The 17,791-nt window shown below is 41.6% G+C and carries 18 protein-coding genes; 4 read left to right on the forward strand and 14 right to left on the reverse strand.

The window, feature by feature from the left end; genetic code table 11:
- Positions 1 to 112: 112 nt before the first annotated feature.
- Positions 113 to 3,046 carry a M16 family metallopeptidase gene (locus ACFS5N_RS00780; protein WP_377181198.1) on the reverse strand — a complete coding sequence of 978 codons (2,934 nt, stop codon included), beginning with the start codon at positions 3,044 to 3,046 and terminating at the stop codon, positions 113 to 115.
- A gap of 222 nt (positions 3,047 to 3,268) precedes the next feature.
- Here ACFS5N_RS00780 and ACFS5N_RS00785 point away from each other — a divergent pair, with 222 nt between their 5' ends.
- Positions 3,269 to 3,931, forward strand: coding sequence for a porin family protein (locus ACFS5N_RS00785; RefSeq protein WP_377181200.1), 663 nt, complete (start codon positions 3,269 to 3,271; stop codon positions 3,929 to 3,931).
- A 96-nt stretch (positions 3,932 to 4,027) separates the two neighbouring features.
- On the opposite strand, the gene ACFS5N_RS00790 is transcribed toward ACFS5N_RS00785, so the two are convergent.
- The 4 genes from ACFS5N_RS00790 to ACFS5N_RS00805 all read right to left on the reverse strand — a co-directional run bounded on the left by ACFS5N_RS00790 (position 4,028) and on the right by ACFS5N_RS00805 (position 6,914).
- The gene (locus tag ACFS5N_RS00790) at positions 4,028 to 4,531 is read right to left on the reverse strand and encodes an RNA recognition motif domain-containing protein (protein ID WP_377181202.1); all 504 of its coding nucleotides are present in this window, start codon (positions 4,529 to 4,531) and stop codon (positions 4,028 to 4,030) included.
- 159 nt (positions 4,532 to 4,690) lie between these two features.
- Positions 4,691 to 5,050 carry a response regulator transcription factor gene (locus tag ACFS5N_RS00795; protein ID WP_377181204.1) on the reverse strand — a complete coding sequence of 120 codons (360 nt, stop codon included), beginning with the start codon at positions 5,048 to 5,050 and terminating at the stop codon, positions 4,691 to 4,693.
- Positions 5,051 to 5,263: 213 nt separating this feature from the next.
- Complete coding sequence (locus ACFS5N_RS00800; RefSeq protein WP_377181206.1) at positions 5,264 to 6,436, reverse strand: hypothetical protein; 1,173 nt, start codon at positions 6,434 to 6,436, stop codon at positions 5,264 to 5,266.
- Between the two features lie 145 nt (positions 6,437 to 6,581).
- A complete protein-coding gene (locus ACFS5N_RS00805; protein WP_377181208.1) occupies positions 6,582 to 6,914 on the reverse strand; it encodes a YMGG-like glycine zipper-containing protein in 333 nt (110 codons plus the stop codon).
- Between the two features lie 184 nt (positions 6,915 to 7,098).
- On the opposite strand from ACFS5N_RS00805, the gene ACFS5N_RS00810 reads away from it, so the two are divergent.
- Positions 7,099 to 8,325 carry a multidrug effflux MFS transporter gene (locus ACFS5N_RS00810; RefSeq protein ID WP_377181210.1) on the forward strand — a complete coding sequence of 409 codons (1,227 nt, stop codon included), beginning with the start codon at positions 7,099 to 7,101 and terminating at the stop codon, positions 8,323 to 8,325.
- Positions 8,326 to 8,398: 73 nt separating this feature from the next.
- Here ACFS5N_RS00810 and ACFS5N_RS00815 read toward each other — a convergent pair whose 3' ends face one another.
- The 3 genes from ACFS5N_RS00815 to ACFS5N_RS00825 are packed head-to-tail and all read right to left on the reverse strand — an operon-like array spanning position 8,399 to position 9,885.
- Positions 8,399 to 9,082 (reverse strand): ATP-dependent Clp protease proteolytic subunit, encoded by a 684-nt coding sequence (locus tag ACFS5N_RS00815; RefSeq protein WP_377181212.1) that lies wholly within the window; start codon positions 9,080 to 9,082, stop codon positions 8,399 to 8,401.
- Positions 9,083 to 9,095: 13 nt separating this feature from the next.
- The gene (locus ACFS5N_RS00820) at positions 9,096 to 9,368 is read right to left on the reverse strand and encodes a hypothetical protein (RefSeq protein ID WP_377181214.1); all 273 of its coding nucleotides are present in this window, start codon (positions 9,366 to 9,368) and stop codon (positions 9,096 to 9,098) included.
- On the reverse strand, positions 9,349 to 9,885 hold the full coding sequence (locus tag ACFS5N_RS00825; RefSeq protein WP_377181216.1) for an RNA polymerase sigma factor: 537 nt from the start codon (positions 9,883 to 9,885) through the stop codon (positions 9,349 to 9,351). Before ACFS5N_RS00825 ends, ACFS5N_RS00820 begins: the two co-directional genes overlap by 20 nt.
- A 197-nt stretch (positions 9,886 to 10,082) precedes the next feature.
- Here ACFS5N_RS00825 and ACFS5N_RS00830 point away from each other — a divergent pair, with 197 nt between their 5' ends.
- Positions 10,083 to 12,467, forward strand: coding sequence for an ABC transporter permease (locus ACFS5N_RS00830; RefSeq protein WP_377181218.1), 2,385 nt, complete (start codon positions 10,083 to 10,085; stop codon positions 12,465 to 12,467).
- Positions 12,468 to 12,471: 4 nt separating this feature from the next.
- Here ACFS5N_RS00830 and ACFS5N_RS00835 read toward each other — a convergent pair whose 3' ends face one another.
- The 6 genes from ACFS5N_RS00835 to ACFS5N_RS00860 form a co-directional block, all read right to left on the reverse strand.
- A complete protein-coding gene (locus ACFS5N_RS00835) occupies positions 12,472 to 12,864 on the reverse strand; it encodes a hypothetical protein (protein ID WP_377181220.1) in 393 nt (130 codons plus the stop codon).
- A gap of 69 nt (positions 12,865 to 12,933) precedes the next feature.
- Entirely contained in the window at positions 12,934 to 13,089 is a 156-nt protein-coding gene (locus ACFS5N_RS00840) for a hypothetical protein (RefSeq protein WP_377181222.1), read from the reverse strand.
- Between the two features lie 102 nt (positions 13,090 to 13,191).
- On the reverse strand, positions 13,192 to 14,514 hold the full coding sequence (locus ACFS5N_RS00845) for a serine hydrolase domain-containing protein (protein ID WP_377181224.1): 1,323 nt from the start codon (positions 14,512 to 14,514) through the stop codon (positions 13,192 to 13,194).
- 104 nt (positions 14,515 to 14,618) lie between these two features.
- Positions 14,619 to 15,614, reverse strand: a complete 996-nt coding sequence (locus ACFS5N_RS00850) for an MlaD family protein (RefSeq protein ID WP_377181226.1) — start codon at positions 15,612 to 15,614, stop codon at positions 14,619 to 14,621.
- 20 nt (positions 15,615 to 15,634) lie between these two features.
- A complete protein-coding gene (locus ACFS5N_RS00855) occupies positions 15,635 to 16,408 on the reverse strand; it encodes an ABC transporter ATP-binding protein (protein WP_377181228.1) in 774 nt (257 codons plus the stop codon).
- A 6-nt stretch (positions 16,409 to 16,414) separates the two neighbouring features.
- Positions 16,415 to 17,221 (reverse strand): MlaE family ABC transporter permease, encoded by an 807-nt coding sequence (locus ACFS5N_RS00860; RefSeq protein WP_377181230.1) that lies wholly within the window; start codon positions 17,219 to 17,221, stop codon positions 16,415 to 16,417.
- Positions 17,222 to 17,373: 152 nt separating this feature from the next.
- Between ACFS5N_RS00860 and ACFS5N_RS00865 the strand changes: the two genes are divergently transcribed.
- The gene (locus ACFS5N_RS00865; RefSeq protein ID WP_377181232.1) at positions 17,374 to 17,700 is read left to right on the forward strand and encodes a hypothetical protein; all 327 of its coding nucleotides are present in this window, start codon (positions 17,374 to 17,376) and stop codon (positions 17,698 to 17,700) included.
- The last annotated feature ends 91 nt before the right edge of the window (positions 17,701 to 17,791 follow it).

Genomic DNA, 17,791 nt, shown 5'->3' on the forward strand with positions numbered 1-17,791 from the left:
AATTCCTATACCACTTATTATTAGCGTATTAAATATTTACAACGACAGCGAATAACTATACAAAAGCATTATAGTTGTAAATAAAAATGTTTGTTTTAACATACTTTATATGCTAATAACCAAACAGTTGTTTCAAATCGGGCTTAATTAACTCCCCGTATTTTTTCAAATCATCGTCGCTTACACGTTTATCAGAGGCTACTATACAGTAGGTAAATGTTTTGCCTTTCAACTGTTCATCATGGAAGTTTTTAACAGTCTCAAAGTTCATTTTATCCAGGCTGTCAAACGTTACCTTACGTATATCGTAATTTATGCCCAGGCGTTGTGCTTCCAGGTAATTGAACAAAATGCCATCCTGTGTAACCCGGTCGGTCTCGATAGATTTGCGCATGTTCTCTTTGGCGTCGATCAGGCTTTTGTCAGACTGCGGCAGATCTGTCAATAACTCGTTCATGCTTTTAACCGCATCATTCAGCTTATCGGCCTGGGTGCCTACGTAACCTAAAAACAAGTTCTGATCGTCCTTTTTAACCGGCGACTGATAGAAAGCATACGTGCTGTAAGCCAACGCTTTTGATTCGCGGATTTGCTGGAATACTACCGTGCTCATACCACCGCCAAAGTAATTGTTAAAAAGTTCAACTTTTGGAGTTTGTTCGGGGTTATAGGCGCCTTCATTCCGTATCCAGTAAATTTCGGCTTGCACCATATCGTAGTTAGCAAACAGCACTCTATTACGGTCAGCATTAACTTTAACAAAGTTGCGTTTTTCAGGATATGGCGTAAATACAGCCGGCGTTTTGTGCAAGGTTGCCAAAGCAGTAGCTTCTTGTTGCGCAGTTTGCGGACCGTAGTACAAGATCATGTGTTTGTAGTTGTTTAATTTATGCAGAATGTCAACCAGGTCCTGGGCTTTCAAATTATCCAACTCCTCATCGCTCAACGTATTGTTAAATGGATTTGACGGACCATACTCGGCATAATTAACCAAAGCCTGGGCTAACGCAGTTTTATTTAGCTTGGCATTTTCGCGGCCCTTTTTCAAACGGGCTTTTAAGGCTGCTAATGCTTGTTCGTCAGGCTGGCAGTTAGCCAATAAATCCTCATATAATTTAATAGTAGGGGCAAAGTTCTCTTGCAAACCGTTAAAACTAACGGTGCTGATTTCAGTACCTGCCGAAATATTAAATGAAGAAGCTAGTTTATAGAAGGCTTTGCTAATATCTTCGGCAGTTTTGGTTTTGGTACCCAGGTACTGAATGTATTGCGCTGCTATTGGCAATAGCTTATTGTTCCAGCTACCCATATCATAACGATAGTATAAACGAAATATACTATTGTCTTTATTCTGTACACCCAATAGTTCAGCCCGGCCTGATTTAGCGCGCTGAATATCTTTCTGGTAATCTATAAAAACAGGTTTAACTGCAGTTGCCGGCATAGCATCAACACGTTTTAAAAAATCAGATTGCGCGCCTGCATTTACATCAACCGGGGTGATAGGCGGTTTTTCAACTTTGACAATATTTTTGTCTGCACCCTGGTGTTTGTAAACAATAACATAGTTGTTGTCATTAAGATATTTGTTTGCAAACTCTACAATTTGTGCTTTGGTAACTTTTGAGAGCTCGTTAATACTGGCTACATCTGTGCGCCAGTCGACGTTGGTTACAAAGTCGTTCATCAAATTATCGGCACGGTTTACATAGCTTTCATTGTCAACGATCTTTTCTTTTTTCTCGTTGTTGACGATAGAAGTGATCAGATCTTCAGAAAACTCACCTTTACGAAGCTTGCTGATCTCGCCCATCATCAAATCGCGCACTTCGTCTAACGATTGCCCTTTAATAGGCGTACCGCTCAATAGCAAAACGCTGTAATCTTTCAAAGCATAATCATTAGCTCTGGCACTCAGTAATTTTTGTTTTTTAACCAGGTCAAGGTCAAATAAACCTGCTTTGCCATTGGTTAAGATTGAACCCATTAGGTCAAGCAAACGGGCGTCGCGGGTTGAAGCGCCCGGGAAACGGAACGCGATAGTCAGATTTTCAGGATTTGGCCCGTAAACGTCACGCCTGATGGGGCTGGTTATGGGTTTTTCAGGCTCAAAAGTGTAAGGCGGAATAGCTTTTGGCTTCATGTAAGCAAAGTGCGTGTCTACCTTTTTGATCATCACATCCGGATTAAAATCGCCCGATAAAACTACAGCCATGTTGTTAGGTACATAATAGGTGTAGTAATAATTGCGTATGGCTTTTAAGGACGGGTTTTTCAAATGCTCAATAGTACCTATAGTGGTTTGTTTACCATAGTTGTTGTTAGGAAACAGCGCAGCAAACATCTGCTCAAAAACTTTGCGGCCGTCATCATCAAGCGTGCGGTTCTTTTCTTCGTACACCGCTTCAAGCTCGGTATGGAAGATACGCAGTATCGGATTACGGAAGCGTTCAGCCTGCAAGGTCAGGAATTTATCAACCGATGAGCTTGGGATATCTTCAGTATAGGCTGTGCGCTCAAAAGAGGTGCTGGCATTACTGTTTTGACCACCCATTGAAGCCATCATTTTATCATACTCGTTAGCGATCGAGATTTTGGCGGCTTCGCCAGATGTTTTGTCAATTTCTTTGTAAATTTCTTTACGTCTGGCCTCATCTTTAGTACTGTTATATTGCTCGTACAGCGCATCAATTTTATCAAGATAAGGTTTCTCTTTAGCATAATTTGTCGTGCCAAACTTGTCGGTACCCTTAAACATCAGGTGTTCCAGGTAGTGTGCCAGGCCGGTGTGATCGGCCGGATCTGTATTACTGCCGGCTTTAACCACAATGTAGCATTGAATGCGTGGCTGCTTGTTGGTTGGACTTAAAATAACAGTTAGCCCGTTCTTTAACTTGTAAAAGCGGGAGTGTGTTGGGTCGCCGGTTACGTATTTGTAGGGATAACCGCCTGAGGTAGCTTGTTTCCAGGCAATAACACCCTGCGCCATCATACGTGACGTAAAGGCAACGAACACAAATGAGATCAGTAATAATTTTTGTTTCATGTTAGTTGTTTGAACAATAAAAATATTTAAAAAAATTGAGCAATAAAAAGCAAGGAAGCAGAAAATGGGTTTTGTTTGGCATAGCCAAACAAGTGTTTTGACGATATTTTTTATGAGTTGTTACAAGGCTTTATCAACTAAAAACCAGGAAAAATAATCTTGTAAATAAACCTTTGCCCAATAAGCCGCTCTAAAAAGCATCATTACAAAAAAATTACTACTATGAAAAAAACTCTCTTTTTTGCGATATGCCTGCTCATTGCAGGCTCAGTAAGTGCGCAACGCCGTTATTATCATTCGCCGCGCGGCGGCGGTTACCGGGACGATGCCGATGGATTTTATACACCCAAAATTGGTGTGGAAGTTGGCGCCAACGTGTCAAACCAAATCAGCTCAAATTATGACAACTACAGTACAGGTAGCATAGCGGGCCTTAACGCAGGTTTAACTTTTGATTTGCCTATCATTTATCCATTTTCATTTGCTCCCGAAGTTTTATACTCACAAAAAGGCTATGAGGCTACAACTGCCGATGGTATATTTACCCAGCGCACCCATTTTATTGATGTGCCTTTGTTGGCAAAATTCAGGGTAGGGCCGGTATTTAACTTCTACATCGGGCCGCAGTTGTCATATTTAATATCTACTACCAATACCTATGATAATGGTTTTACCGTAAGTCAGGAGCATTATTATGAGGATAACAACGGCCATAAATCTTACCTTGACGGTGTATTGGGTATAAGCTTTGATTTAGGCCGATACGTAGATTTGCACGCCCGGTATACAGTAGATCTTAATAAAACAGATTACAACGGTTACACTTATGTACCAAATTACCGTAACCAGGTTTGGCAATTTGGTATAGGTTTCAGATTGAATTAACTAATAACATCATGCCGAACATGTTTCGGTATCTGATTTATTTATATAAGCAAAAAGCCGGATCAATTGATCCGGCTTTTTGCTTATAAGCTATTATTAATAATTATCTCTGTTTCCGCGGCCATCCCTATAGTTGTCATTGCCGCGCTCACGGTTAAAACCACGCTCGCCGCGCTCTTTGTTGTAGCCGCCGCCACTGCTGTTACGGTCGCCCCCATAGTTACTGCCGCCGTTGCCGCCACGGTAACCACCGCCGCCACTATTGCCACCGCGATAGCCGCCACCGCCGTTGCCGCCACGGTAACCACCGCCGCCATTGCCACCGCGAAAGCCACCCCCGCCCGGGCGTTCAGTTCTTTCTTTTTCTTTAGCCTGACTTACGGCAATCTCTTTATCTAAAATTGATTTGCCATCCAGATTGCTGATAGCTTCCTGGGCCTGATCATCGTCAGGCATTTCAACAAAGGCATAGCACTTGCTACGGCCGGTTTCACGGTCCATAATTACGTTAGCCGAACTTACTTCGCCGTAAGGCGCAAATAACTCAGAAACGTCGGCCGACTCATACTGGTAAGGCAGCTTAGCGACAAAAATTTTCATTTAAAATAAGTTAAGAATGTTTTAGTTATAAACTTTAGCATATCTGGATCAGTAAAAACACGCCTAAAAAGCGATTTTTAACCAAACACGTATTAAAAGGCTAACAATGCCCGGTAAACATTGTTTGCAAATTTAAAACTAATATAAGTAATATTAACCTTAGGATATCAGACTGTTAACTTTTTCAACAAGTTCAGTTAAATCAAATGGTTTGCTGATTACTGCATCGCAGCCGTAGTCAAATAACTCATCGTCGTGGTTAACGTAAGCTGAAAAAATAATGACGGGGGTGTCCTTATAGGTGGGATGACATTTGATTTGCCTGCACAATTCGCCGCCGTTTACGCCGGCTACCCTATAATCGAGTATTACCAATGCGGGCGAGAACTCTTCCAGCATCGGCATAACTTCATCCGCTACGGATAGGCTTTTCACCTCAAATCTTTCGTAAGAAAGCGTTTCATGAACGATTTCCAGGATATCCTGGTTATCATCTAAAATTAGAATCCGTTTTGACATAGTAGAAGTTAAGTATTCGAAAAATTTAAAGAGTCGTAAATAGAACGTGCTTAAAAGAAGCTAAAGATGCGAGGCTGAAATTTTTTTTCGAATTGTTTGTTAATCAAAGGTACTTTAAATTTTTAATATAATATATTAATTAGCAATAAAATGATAGGTTTAATGTCATTGAAGTTTAAAAACAGCTTTTAATGCGTTTAAAGGCTTTTTTATTTAAAATGCTTCTCCAAGGTTAACAATGAATGCCGAGTAATTATGGCTTCGGCCATAATCAAAACCAATATTAGTACCCGACTTTTTATTAAACTTAACGCGTAATCCGGCACCGCCTGCCGGGTTCCAGTATACAAATTTGTTGCTATTAATCTGGCTTGCCGAATTGACATTAACAAATGCTACAAAACCAAATAACCCATCTGCTGTTACGTCGCATCGATACTCGCTTTCAAAATATACCAGGCTTTTGCCGCGGTAACGGTTTTGGGCAATGCCACGGCCCGAGCGTTGGTAGGGGTCTGTGCCAATGGCGGGCAAACTTAAATAGGGCGTGCCTGATGATAGCGACGTCCAATAATAGGTCCAAAATGCAAGCATGTTTTTGCGATTTGAATTGGTTAACGAAAGATATTTTCTGAAGTCGATATAGAATGATTGCCAGTTATTGTCGCTCCCAAAAAATGACGAGCTGTATCGATAGATTACGTTGCCATACCAGCCCGGTAAAGGATTAATAAGGTTATTGCGGGTATCATAAAGCAAGTTTAAACTTGGCCCCGACGAAAATGAATTTCGATCTGACGCAGTGCCGAATTTGTAGTTGGTAAATTCGGTTAGTGTTTTAGGGCTTCCGCTATCACTTTCAATATCCATATAATAATCAATGTTATAACCTATGCCTGCAAAAAAATAGGGTTTAATGCGTTTCAGGACACTTTGGTAAAATCGCAGATATACAAAATCAACTAAAAACTTGTTATTTGCCGGTTGGCCCCCGCCTAAACCCCAGGTGTATAGCGGGTATTTCAATAATCGTGTGTCGCCCTGAATGTTATAGCTGTTGTTATTGAGCCAGATATTGGTATGTATAGGTAACCCGTATCGGCCTTTGAAATTAAAGTAAGGCGCAAAGTTGGCAGTTGAAATATAGGTTGTAGCCGGGTCGCCCAGATAATACCCTGCGGTAGTTGATGTAATTAGCATTCGCTGATTGTTTACCCCTGGGTTAGATATCGGGAATATCGAAAAATATATCTTTTTCTTTTCTTGTTGCGAAACCTTACGTGGGCTGAGGTCAACGAAAGATCTGAGAATGTCAATCAGATCTTTTTTTTCAATTGTATCTGCAGGTGGGCGGTACTTGGCAGAACTGTCATTATTTTGTGCCATCAACAAAAAAGGCATTAAACAAAATACAATTACAGGGATAGCTTTGAGCATTGACTAAATAACGAGCATTGAAAGCTTTTAATATACCTTTTTAAAACAAAAAGCCCGCAATACAAATTGCGGGCTTATGCTGAGTTTAATCAAGTTATCTCGTTGGTTTCTTATATACATAAGCATTTGGGTAATGCCCATGTTTGCGATAATAAGCCGCCCGATAAGCCGCTCTTCTTTTCTTTTCGACAGATCTGCGGTGTTCGTTACCAATGATGTAGCCACCGCCGGCGCCAATTGCACCACCTATTAGTGCGCCACCTACATTATGGCCTATAATACCACCTACAACGGCGCCGCCGGCGCCGCCGATAATTGCACCCTTGGCTTGTGAGCTCATGGGTTTATGTTCTTGTGCTTGAGTAGCACTTACTGATGTCAATAATACTGCGGCTAAAATACCTGTGCTTACGAATAGCTTTTTCATGATAAATACTTTTAGTTGTATAATCTAATCAAATAGTACGCCAATTAATTTACCGTTAATTAACACGGCATTGACACATATAACTGTATAGTTTAATAGTCATATTAATAACAGGCATCGATAATTGATATGTAAAACCGATCTTTGGCCGAAAATTTAGAGGTAACAACCTTTATATATATTCATGACAAAAAAACGCTATTTTTTTACCGTACTTATATTGGGTTCGCTGACAGCACTGGGGCCATTTTCTATAGATATGTATTTGCCCGGCTTCCCGGCAATAGCCCGGTCACTTCACACCACCACCGCCGAAGTTTCATTATCCCTGTCTAGTTTCTTTATCGGTTTAGCTGCCGGTCAGTTGTTGTATGGGCCTTTATTAGACCGGTTTGGGCGCAAAAAACCGTTATATATAGGTTTATCAATTTACCTTATCACTTCGGCTGGTTGTTATTTTTGTACTGATATCAATATGCTCATTATACTGCGCTTTATACAAGCTGTAGGGGCATGCTCAGCCAGTGTGGCATCTATGACAATGGTGCGCGATATTTTTCCGCTTAACCAAAACGCAAAGATATTCGCCCTGTTGATTTTAATCTTGGGTGCGTCGCCAATGATTGCTCCCACGGCCGGTGGTTATATTACTGAAGCCTGGGGATGGCATTTGATATTTGTGGTATTGGGCGCAATGGCACTGGGCATTTTGCTCACCGTGATCTTTTTCCTGCCGGAAAGCTACCAGCCTAATACTGCTTACTCCTTAAAACCGGGCCCTATCATTAACAGTTTCTCAACTGTGATCAAAAATCCGCAGTTTTATACTTACGCTTTTGCGGGGGCTTTCTCATTTGCCAGCTTGTTTATATATGTAGCAGCCTCGCCAATAGTTTTTATGGAGGTATTTAAAGTAAGCGCTAAAACCTACGGCTGGATCTTTGCGGCATTATCAATAGGTTTTATAGGCGCCAGCCAGGTAAATAACCTGCTGCTTAAAAGCTACAAAAGCGAACAGATTATTTGGGTGGCTTTAGTCGTGCAGGTTATTACAGCCATAGCTTTTCTAATTGGTAGCTACTACGGTTGGTACGGCCTGGGCGGAACTATCGGTATCACTTTTATAATGTTATGCTGCGTAGGTACGTTAAACCCTAATGCCTCGGCCTTATCACTGGCTCCGTTCGGGCATAATGCCGGAACGGCTTCGGCTCTGCTGGGCGCAATGCAATTGGGCCTGGGCGCGTTGATGACCCTGGGCATTGGTATATTTAAAAGCCAGTCATCAGTGCCCATGGCCGGCATTATGTCGTGTACGGCTATTATTGGTATGCTGATATTAATTTATGGACGCAAACGTATTTTGAATAAGGTAGGAGTGAGCGGGGCTGTCGCCGGGATGGTGCATTAGTGCCCGCTAAATCTCTGAGATAAAGACTCCATATTATTAGTTCTTCCCCAATATGAGATGATCGGGCGGAGCCCTATGTCAACACCTCATCAATCACTCCAAACTCCTTAGCTTCGGCAGCCACCATCCAATGGTCCCTGTCACAAACTTCGTGTACCTTTTGGTATTCCTGACCGCTATGTTTGGCTATAATGTCATAAAGTTCTTTCTTAACCTTTAACACCTGGTTGGCGGTGATTTCAATGTCCGACGCCTGGCCTTGCACCCCACCTAAGGGCTGGTGAAGCATAACGCGCGAGTGGGCGAGTGCGCTGCGTTTACCTTTAGCGCCGCCGCAAAGCAATATTGCCCCAAAAGATAAAGCCATGCCGGTACAAATCGTCGCGACGTCGGGCGTAACCAGTTGCATGGTATCATAAATACCAAATCCGGCATACACCTCACCACCAGGCGAATTGATATACATGTGTATGTCTTTTTTGGCGTCGGCAGACTGCAGGAAAAGCAATTGAGCCTGCACTATGTTAGCTATGTTAGCCTCAACGGGCGCGCCCATAAAAATAATACGGTCCATCATCAGCCTTGAAAATACGTCCATTTGCGAGACGCGCAATTCGCGCTCCTCGGTAATATATGGCGTCATGGCTTGCGGAATGTTGCTGCGCTCGACGGCCGAAATATACTTGTCGACCCCTGTGGACGAAACATAGCAATGCCCCACCGCAAATTTGCGGAACTCATTTTTGTCAATCTTCATAAAATTTAAAGGATTATAGTCTACTAAAAAGCTGCCATATTTTTTGACTAAAGCTTTGGTTTTCGGGCTTTGTAAATAGATGCTCATGCACAGCCTCAATTTCGGCTTTTAGTTCCCGGCGGCCATATTGCTTAATCAAAGCATAGGTTTTTTGCTGCCATATTACTTTGTCGGAGAGCTCATTATCCAGCATCAGTTTGGCTTCAAAAAGCAAAGCGTCGCCTGGGGAGGCCGTACCCGTTAGCACGGCCTCAATTTGCTGGGTTTCATTCCATGAAGTCGTCATAGGCCAATGCTTTTTCTTTAATGGTTTCTCTTACTTTTTCCAAACATTTGTATTTCTGCACGGTTGCGCTGCGTACGCCCGAGTAGCCAAACTCTTCAGCTATCTGGTCGAGGGGCAACTGGTCATAATAAAAGCTTTTGAGCAGATCCATACACTTTTGGCCGGCTTTAGTCAAAAAACGCATCAGGCGCTTATTTGATGGGCTTTCTTCCTGTTCTTCAAAAGCTATCTCCATATTATTTAATGGTAGATTTGGTGCCGATTGGCGGTATCGCTTTAGCCACAAGTTTTTGGCTACGCCAACCAGGTAAGCGATATCATTATCAGGTGCCGGCGATTGTTTAATAGTTTTCTCATAGTAAATCACCAGTGCATCCTGAAAAACATCCTTTGCCTCATCAAAACTACCGCCCAGCCGGCTCACATACCTGGCCACCGCGGGGAAAGCGCCTTTGTAAAGCCCTGTAAAAAGCTCCTGCCGCTGCGCTAATTTGCATGTGTTACTGATACCGTGCATAAATCAATGTCTTTTTATACTATGTGTAAACTATAACGTAAATATCACCTTTTAATTAAAAAAAATATATTAGCGAACAGGCAGTGTATCATAACCGAACGAAAGGTATCTGTGGTTTTACTTTTAACTTCCAGTAAATCAATTATTTAGTTTGGTGGCATCTAAATTGGAACTGGATCAGAATAAACACAAGTATCATGTTTAAAAACTATTTTATCAGCGCCATACGCAATATCAGAAGGTTTAAATTATTTACTTTTTTAAATGTATTTGGTTTGGCCGGCGGCATAGCATGCAGTGTACTGATTATGCTTTGGGTTCAGGATGAATACAGCTATGACAAGTTTAATAAACATGCAGAAAGTATTTACAGGCTGGTAGTAAAAATAGATGCCACTGATGCCGCTGTTACACCGGTGCCTATGCCAGATGCTTTTAAACAATTGCCGGCAATTAAAAATTACGCCCGTTTATCGACGCTAGAAGCTGTGGTGAGCGTTGGAATACAAAAAATTAATGAGAAAGGTTTGTACTACGCAGATCCTTCCTTTTTAAAATTATTTAATTACCCGTTGTTGCAGGGAGATGCTCAAAGCGTCTTGGCAAGGCCCGATGCCGCAGTACTTACCGTATCGACAGCAAAAAAATATTTCGGCACCACCAACGTAATTGGTAAGATTTTACACATTGGCGATGATATACATGGCAATAGCTATCAGGTTACCGGTTTAATGAAAGATGTGCCTCATAATTCGCATTTACAATTTAATATATTATTGCCCTTCACCGCGTTTGAACATTCAAGCAATTATAGTTATGATAATGGTCGGGCGTGGGGCAGTTTTGACGTTTATACCTATATACAAACCAGCGAATCTTTTAACGCAACGCAAGCGTCATTGAATGCTTTAGCGAAAAAAATTGCAGACATACGCTATGCAAATGACCCGGACCATACAAGAGCCGATATTTCATTACAACCGCTTACAGATATTCATCTCAAATCGCATTACCTGCTTGATGTTGACGGGCAGGGCAATGTACTTTATGTAAGGATATTTTCAATTGTTGCCGCGTTTATATTGCTGATTGCCTGCATTAATTTCATGAATTTGTCAACCGCTATAGCCAGACAACGCGCTAAAGAGGTTGGCTTGCGTAAAACCATCGGTGCACAGCGCTTTCAATTGGTCGCTCAGTTTTTAACAGAATATCTATTTGTTGCGGTAATTGCCATGTGTATTGGAGTAGTTGCCGCCTACCTGCTGCTGCCCGTGTTTAATGAGCTTTCGTCAAAAAACATCAGCTTCAATATATTGGATCTTAGAACCTTTTTGGGTTTACTGGCTATAGCCGTTATGGTTGGTTTGGCATCGGGGAGTTACCCAGCTTTTTATCTGGCGTCATTTAATCCTATTAAAGTTTTTAAAGGAATAAAAACAGGGAGCCAGAAGGCTTTTTTCAGAAACGGATTGGTGATTGTTCAGTTCAGTATTTCCGTAGTATTGATGATAAGTACCCTGGTTGTAAACAGTCAGCTCAGGTTTATCCGCAACCGGGATATAGGTTTTAACAAAGAGAACCTGATGTATTTGCAAATGCCTCGTACAGGCGACTTAAAAAGCAACTATCAAGCCTTGAAAAACACTTTGCTGCAAAACGTCCGCACCTCGAATTATACCATAATTGAACATTTGCCTACCTCATTAACCACCGGTACGCTTGATGTTAAATGGACCGGCAAAGATCCGGAGAAACAGATACTTTTTCCAGGCATTGGGGTTGATGGTAATTTTATCAGAACCTTTGGTATACACCTCATTGCCGGCCGTATGTTTGACGAGAATAACGATGCCGATAAGCAAAATTTTGTGGTAAATGAAACCACTTTAAGGATAATGAATTTTAAGCCCCAAAATGCCATTGGCCAAAAAATTACCATGAACGGCCACACCGGCGAAATAATTGGTGTGGTTAAAGATTTTAATTTTAAACCTGTACAACAAACGATAGAGCCGCTAATTTTATGGTATACAAAAAGGGGCGGATTTGTGGTGATAAAAACCAGCCCTGCCGGTATGCAGCAGCTTATAGTTAAATTAAAAGATATTTTCCAGCAAGTTTACCCGAATGCGCCATTCGCTTATGGTTTTGTAGATCAGGATCTGGCTCATTTATATATTGCTGAGCAGCGTATGGCAAAGCTATTTAATGTATTTTCGGTAATATCCATTATCATATCATGCCTTGGGCTGTTCGGACTAGCTACTTTTGCTACACAGCAACGTGTTAAAGAGATAGGGGTGCGCCGCACGCTGGGTGCCAGTCCGCAGCGAATAGTAGTGTTACTTGCTAAAGATTTTGTTAAACTGGTTGCAGCAGCCTTGCTGGTAGCCTTTCCATTGGGCTGGGCTATCATGAGTAAGTGGCTTCAAAACTATGCGTACCGTATTAGCTTAAGCTGGTGGGTTTTTGCCGTGAGTGGTTTGGCCGCCATTGCGATAGCTGTATTAACTATTAGCTATCAATCAATTAAGGCAGCTTATACTAATCCGGTTGAAAGTTTAAGAAACAACGAGTAAACCATTATTCTTTTACCGCGGTAACCTCTGAGCCATCTTTACCGGCGGTTGAGAATATGAGCTGCTTATCGCTGAAATCTTCGATATGAAAAGGGAAATCGCGGGTTTGGCCGTCGCCCAGTATTTCTTTGTATTTAATATCCAGGCCATCAAGCTTAAATGTGCCGTGCGATAAAACTTTACCATCCCAATTAATGATCAGGCTGTCTTGTTTAGTAAATTCTATATACGGTTTCTCTGATGCCAGGGTTTGTTTACCTACGCTGTCGGGCGGGTCGGCAAGCGGATTACGCACACGGATGTAGTTCCATTTGCCATAAAGTTTCTCAGAAGTTGCTGATGGTTTGCAGGCAGCAAAGCCTGAGGTTATTGCTAATAGAAAGAATAGCTTTCTCATAAAAACATCATCCCCTTGGTTTGAGGGATTATCAAGCTAATTTACAAACTTCGGGTAATAGCCGGCTATTTATTTGTCTTGCTTCTTTTGGTTTTTCTGCAGCTTATGTTCCGCGGCTTTAACTTCATCTTTTTCACTCAGCGGCAAGTCGGTTTCTATTTTTGCTGGTTTGGTACCTTTTCTCAAAAATTCTGTATCGGTAGGGGTTTGTTTCGGCGCTTTCATGGTTTTTGTTTTAATTGAGTGTAGCTGCCAGGCAGCTATACTTGTTTAACTTTTTAAACCCAAAAGTTGTTTGCCTTAATTTTTTGTAAAGTTAATAGCTATTTACTGTTTATCTAACACATAATTAGCCTCAACATCCTTGATGATCATTTTTTTACCGGCCAAATCAAAATCAAAGAAAAAGCCAAATGCCTTGCTGAAAAATTCATTATTGCCCAAAGCTATCAGGTCAATTACCTGGCCATGTGTTTCAGACTGCAAATGATTGCCTGCTTTTTTTACTGCAACCTGTATAGCGGGCACTTTAGCAGTGTAGGTACCTATGTAAACATCTAATTCGTTATTCTTTAATTCAATGGGCTTAAATGTTGGGATAGTATACGGTTTGTTGAAACATATACTTAATACGCCGTTAAGAACATTTGCCTTGTGATAGACTTCGGCATTGGTGCAATACGCTATGGCTAATCCATCTGCCGGATAGTAGGTAAGAGACGAAGCAAAGCCCTCCGTTTTTCCATTATGGCCAAAACCTTTGTGCGTATCAAAATCAAACCCAAACATACCCATGCCATAATCATCAACAAAAGTTTGCATTTGGCTAAGGCTTGATTTGCTGATTAATTTTCCGGTAAACAATGCCTCCATAAACTTTAACATATCAGCAGGAGTAGATATAATTGCACCGCAGCCCGAAAAATTGTCAAGCCATACTGCTTTGTCCCGATGCCATTGGTTGTTCATGTACTTGTATGATATGGCTTCTTTTTTAATGTCAGGCAGAGTTTCGCCGTAATAGGTTTTACTTAGCGATAATGTTTTGATAATGCGTTCACTCAGTACTTCTTTGTAAGGTTTTTTGCAAATATTTTCGATGATATAACCCAGCAGCAAATAGTTTGAGTTATTGTAATCGGCTGCGGCGTTTGGCTCAAAGTCGGGTTTTTGTTTGGCTATGCGCTCAAGTAATTGCTCATGTGTTTGCGGTTTGTCGCTCCAACGGTCAAAGTCTGTATTCTTAGTGAAATCGGCCAGGCCGCTTCTGTGATAAAGCAGGTTGCTAATTGTAATATGATCTGCATTGGGTAAGTTCGGAAAATAGCTGCTCAGCCTACCTGTCAGACTAAGTTTATGCGCTTCAATAAGCTGAAAAATAAGAGTAGCTGTGAACATCTTGGTAATGGAGCCCAGGCGATACTCGGTATTTCCGGTGGCTTTTACAGTGTCTGATGGCGACATGACCGCGTTACCAAATGCGCGCTGATAAATTACTTTGCCGTGTTTTGATATGGCGATACTGCCCATATCCATATTGTTTGATGCCAGGGTATTAAACAGGCTGTCTAACTTTATTCGGTTTATTGCTTGCGCATTAACCGAATAAACCAGGGTACAAAATGATAAGGTGGTAAGGATGCGTTTCATCAATAAATGTATTTAGCAGCTATGACTACCTCAGCAAAAATAAGGTTACAAAAAAAGTCCATTGAGTTTACCCAATGGACTTTTTGAAATTTATAATCTCTTTGTTAGTTCTTATTAGCTTTTTTAATACTGTCTGCCTTAGCTTTAGCGCGATCTTTGAAAAACCCGCGAAGCAAAAAGTTATGCTGAGCGGCTTCCAAATCATCATTTAATTTAATTGAACCCTGTTGCAGGTTGTCAAAGGTGCTCTGTAATTTAGCTGCCGATTTAGGGTCATTCAATAAAACGCCGATAGCATTATCAGTACGGTTCATTTTGTCAGACGCTGTTTTCAGGTTCTGGGTAAGCACATTGGCATTATCGGCCGCAGCCTTTAGTTGTGTGGTAGCTGCTTTAATGGTAGCAAAGGTTGCGGTATCAGTCAATAGCTTATCTGCCAAACCACCTTTTGTATTCATTTTAGTGCTGAACTTTTCAAGCTGGCCGGCCAGCCTTGATGCCGAAGCGCTGGTATGCTCAAAATTGTTCATAGCGGTTTTAAACTGGTTGCCCACAACACTATCGGCCATTAAAGTACCTACAGTACCTTTACCTTGCAATATTTTACGACTCAGCATTTTAAAGTCGCTGGTTATTGAAAGTAAGTTTTGATTGTTTTGCTGCAATACTTTGAGCATATCATCTGTCGAGGTCATTTTTTCGGCCTGCAAAACATCGCCATCTTCAACAATAGGAGCCTGCGGGCTACCGCCGTCAATCACAATGATCTTATTACCAATTAATCCGTCCGACCCGATATGTACGCCTGCATTGCGGTGAACATATTGCTGGCTGGCTTCATCAACCGCCATAACCACGTTAACCTGGCCCGGGCCAATAAACTTGATTTTGGTAATGCTGCCAACCTTCACCCCTGAGAACCAAACGCTGTTACCGGTTTTTAAACCGGCAACGTCGTCAAAAACGGCGCTTATATGTATGCTTTTAGAGAAGCTTTTTGACTGGCTGCCCAAAGTGAAAACGCCAAGAAGAAATACAAGCAAACCTAATCCTAAAAACAGGCCTACTGTAATTGCGCGTTTATTTTCTGCTTTTTCCATTATGGTAATATTGTGATAATCTACTTTATAAAATTGTAATCAAAAAACGGTTTCACCCGCTTATCATCGGTATCAAACACTTCCTCGAAAGTACCCTGGCGTTGAAACTGTCCGTCTAACAGCATAGCAATCCGGTCGCCGGTTTGTTTGGCGCAGGTCAAATCATGTGTGATGATGATTGACGAGGTTTTGTATTGCTGTTGAACCTCGTTAATCAGCTCATTAATCTCAATGCAGGTTATAGGGTCAAGGCCGGCGGTAGGCTCATCGTACAGCATAATCTCCGGGTTTAATATCAAAGTCCTTGCAATACCAATACGTTTACGCTGCCCACCAGATAGTTCAGAAGGCATCTGGTTAATAGTTTGGCGCAAGCCAACCGCTTCCAGCACCTCATGTACCTTGGCATCAATTTCTTTTTTGCCTATACCTTTACGGTTGCGCACCAGTGGGAACTCCAGGTTTTTACGCACGGTCATACTATCGTACAAGGCGCTGTTTTGAAACGAGAAGCCCATGCGTACGCGCAACTCTCTGAGGTCTTTCGGGCTGATGTTATTGATGTCGCAACCCAAAACTTTAACCGAGCCATGATCGGCAGTAAGCAAACCCGACACCACCTTGATCAAAACCGACTTACCGGTGCCTGAACGGCCAAGCACCACCAGGTTTTCGCCCTGATAAAGTTCAAGGTCAACACCACGCAGTACATGATAATCTTCAAAAGATTTTTTTAATCCTTTAATGGTGATTACCGGGTTGTTATAATCTATAGGTGCCTTTGGCTTGTCCATATTTATTTAGCGAAACCAGCTGGTTATCTGCACTATTACTATTTCTTCAATAAAAATTAAAAACATGGCCGTTACTACCGCACCATTTGCGGCCTTGCCTACTCCCTCTGTACCTTTGTTTGAAAAATAACCCTGGTAGCTGCCTACTATGCCGATGGTGAAACCAAAAACTATTGACTTAACAAGCGACGACGTAAAGTCAGTAAATGTTAACGGATCAAAAAATTGCTGTACGAAAGTGTTAAAACTGGTGCCTTCATTTACAGCAACGTTAATATAGCCACCCAGCATGGCAACAAGGCCGGTATAAGTTGCTAAAATTGGTATGGTTAAAGTAGTGGCTAAAACACGTGTACAAACTAAAAATTTAAATGGGTTTGTGCCCGACACCTCCATGGCGTCAATCTGCTCGGTTACACGCATTGAGCCTAACTCGGCACCTATACTTGAACCCACTTTACCCGCGGCAATCAAAGCTGTTACCAGCGGCGCAAGGGCACGCATAATGGCAATTGATACCAGCGAAGGCAGCCATGAAGTAGCCCCAAACTGGCCCAGCGAAGGGCGGGATTGTTTGGTGAAAATTAAACCTACAATAAAGCCGGTGAGCGATATCAGCGTGAACGAACGTACACCTACCTCATAGCACTGTCTTACAATTTCCCTGAACTCAAAAGGAGGTACAAAAGCCTCTTTAAAGAACTGTATAATAAACTTGTGGATTTTGTAAAGCGATATGAAAAAGTTAGTAAGCCAGCCGCTTTTTTTGGCTTTTGTTTGTGTCTGAAGATTTGTGCTGCTTGCGTTGTCCATTAATTGCGGGCAAAGGTATCACTTATCAAATATATTTCCTGACTATTTAATACAAAAAGTTAATAAGCTTTGTTTGGTAAATGTCAAAAATTAATCATTTGATTAATTAGACAAATGTACAGTAGTTAATGTTACGGTAAAGTCAAATTATAATGCTGTTATTTGTTGGCGTACTTATTGCTTTTAAAGTAGATAAAATAGCTGATACGATGAATATATATCAACAAAAATGGCTTGAGATTTTGCAGGGTGCAAATCTGCCGGGATGGGATGTGAAAGCAGTAGAGGATGGCATTTATATTGAAATGCCACACGTAACCGACTTGAAACTGATACGTGATATTTTACCGGAAACTTTGGCGGCACTTTCGCTTGATATTGCCGTACCCAAATCAAGGCTGAAATTTCACTTTCATAATGGGTACGAAAATTTTGAATATGTTTTGAATCCGAATGTGAAGGATTTGAATGAGGAATGAGCCAAATCTAAAAATGTCATCTCGAACGGAGTAAGAGATCTATACATATGCGAAGCACCTTGCTTGCCTATCTGTGTATAGATTTCTGCCG

It is taken from the genome of Mucilaginibacter ximonensis (assembly GCF_042686265.1).
Taxonomy (GTDB): Bacteria; Bacteroidota; Bacteroidia; order Sphingobacteriales; family Sphingobacteriaceae; genus Mucilaginibacter; species Mucilaginibacter ximonensis.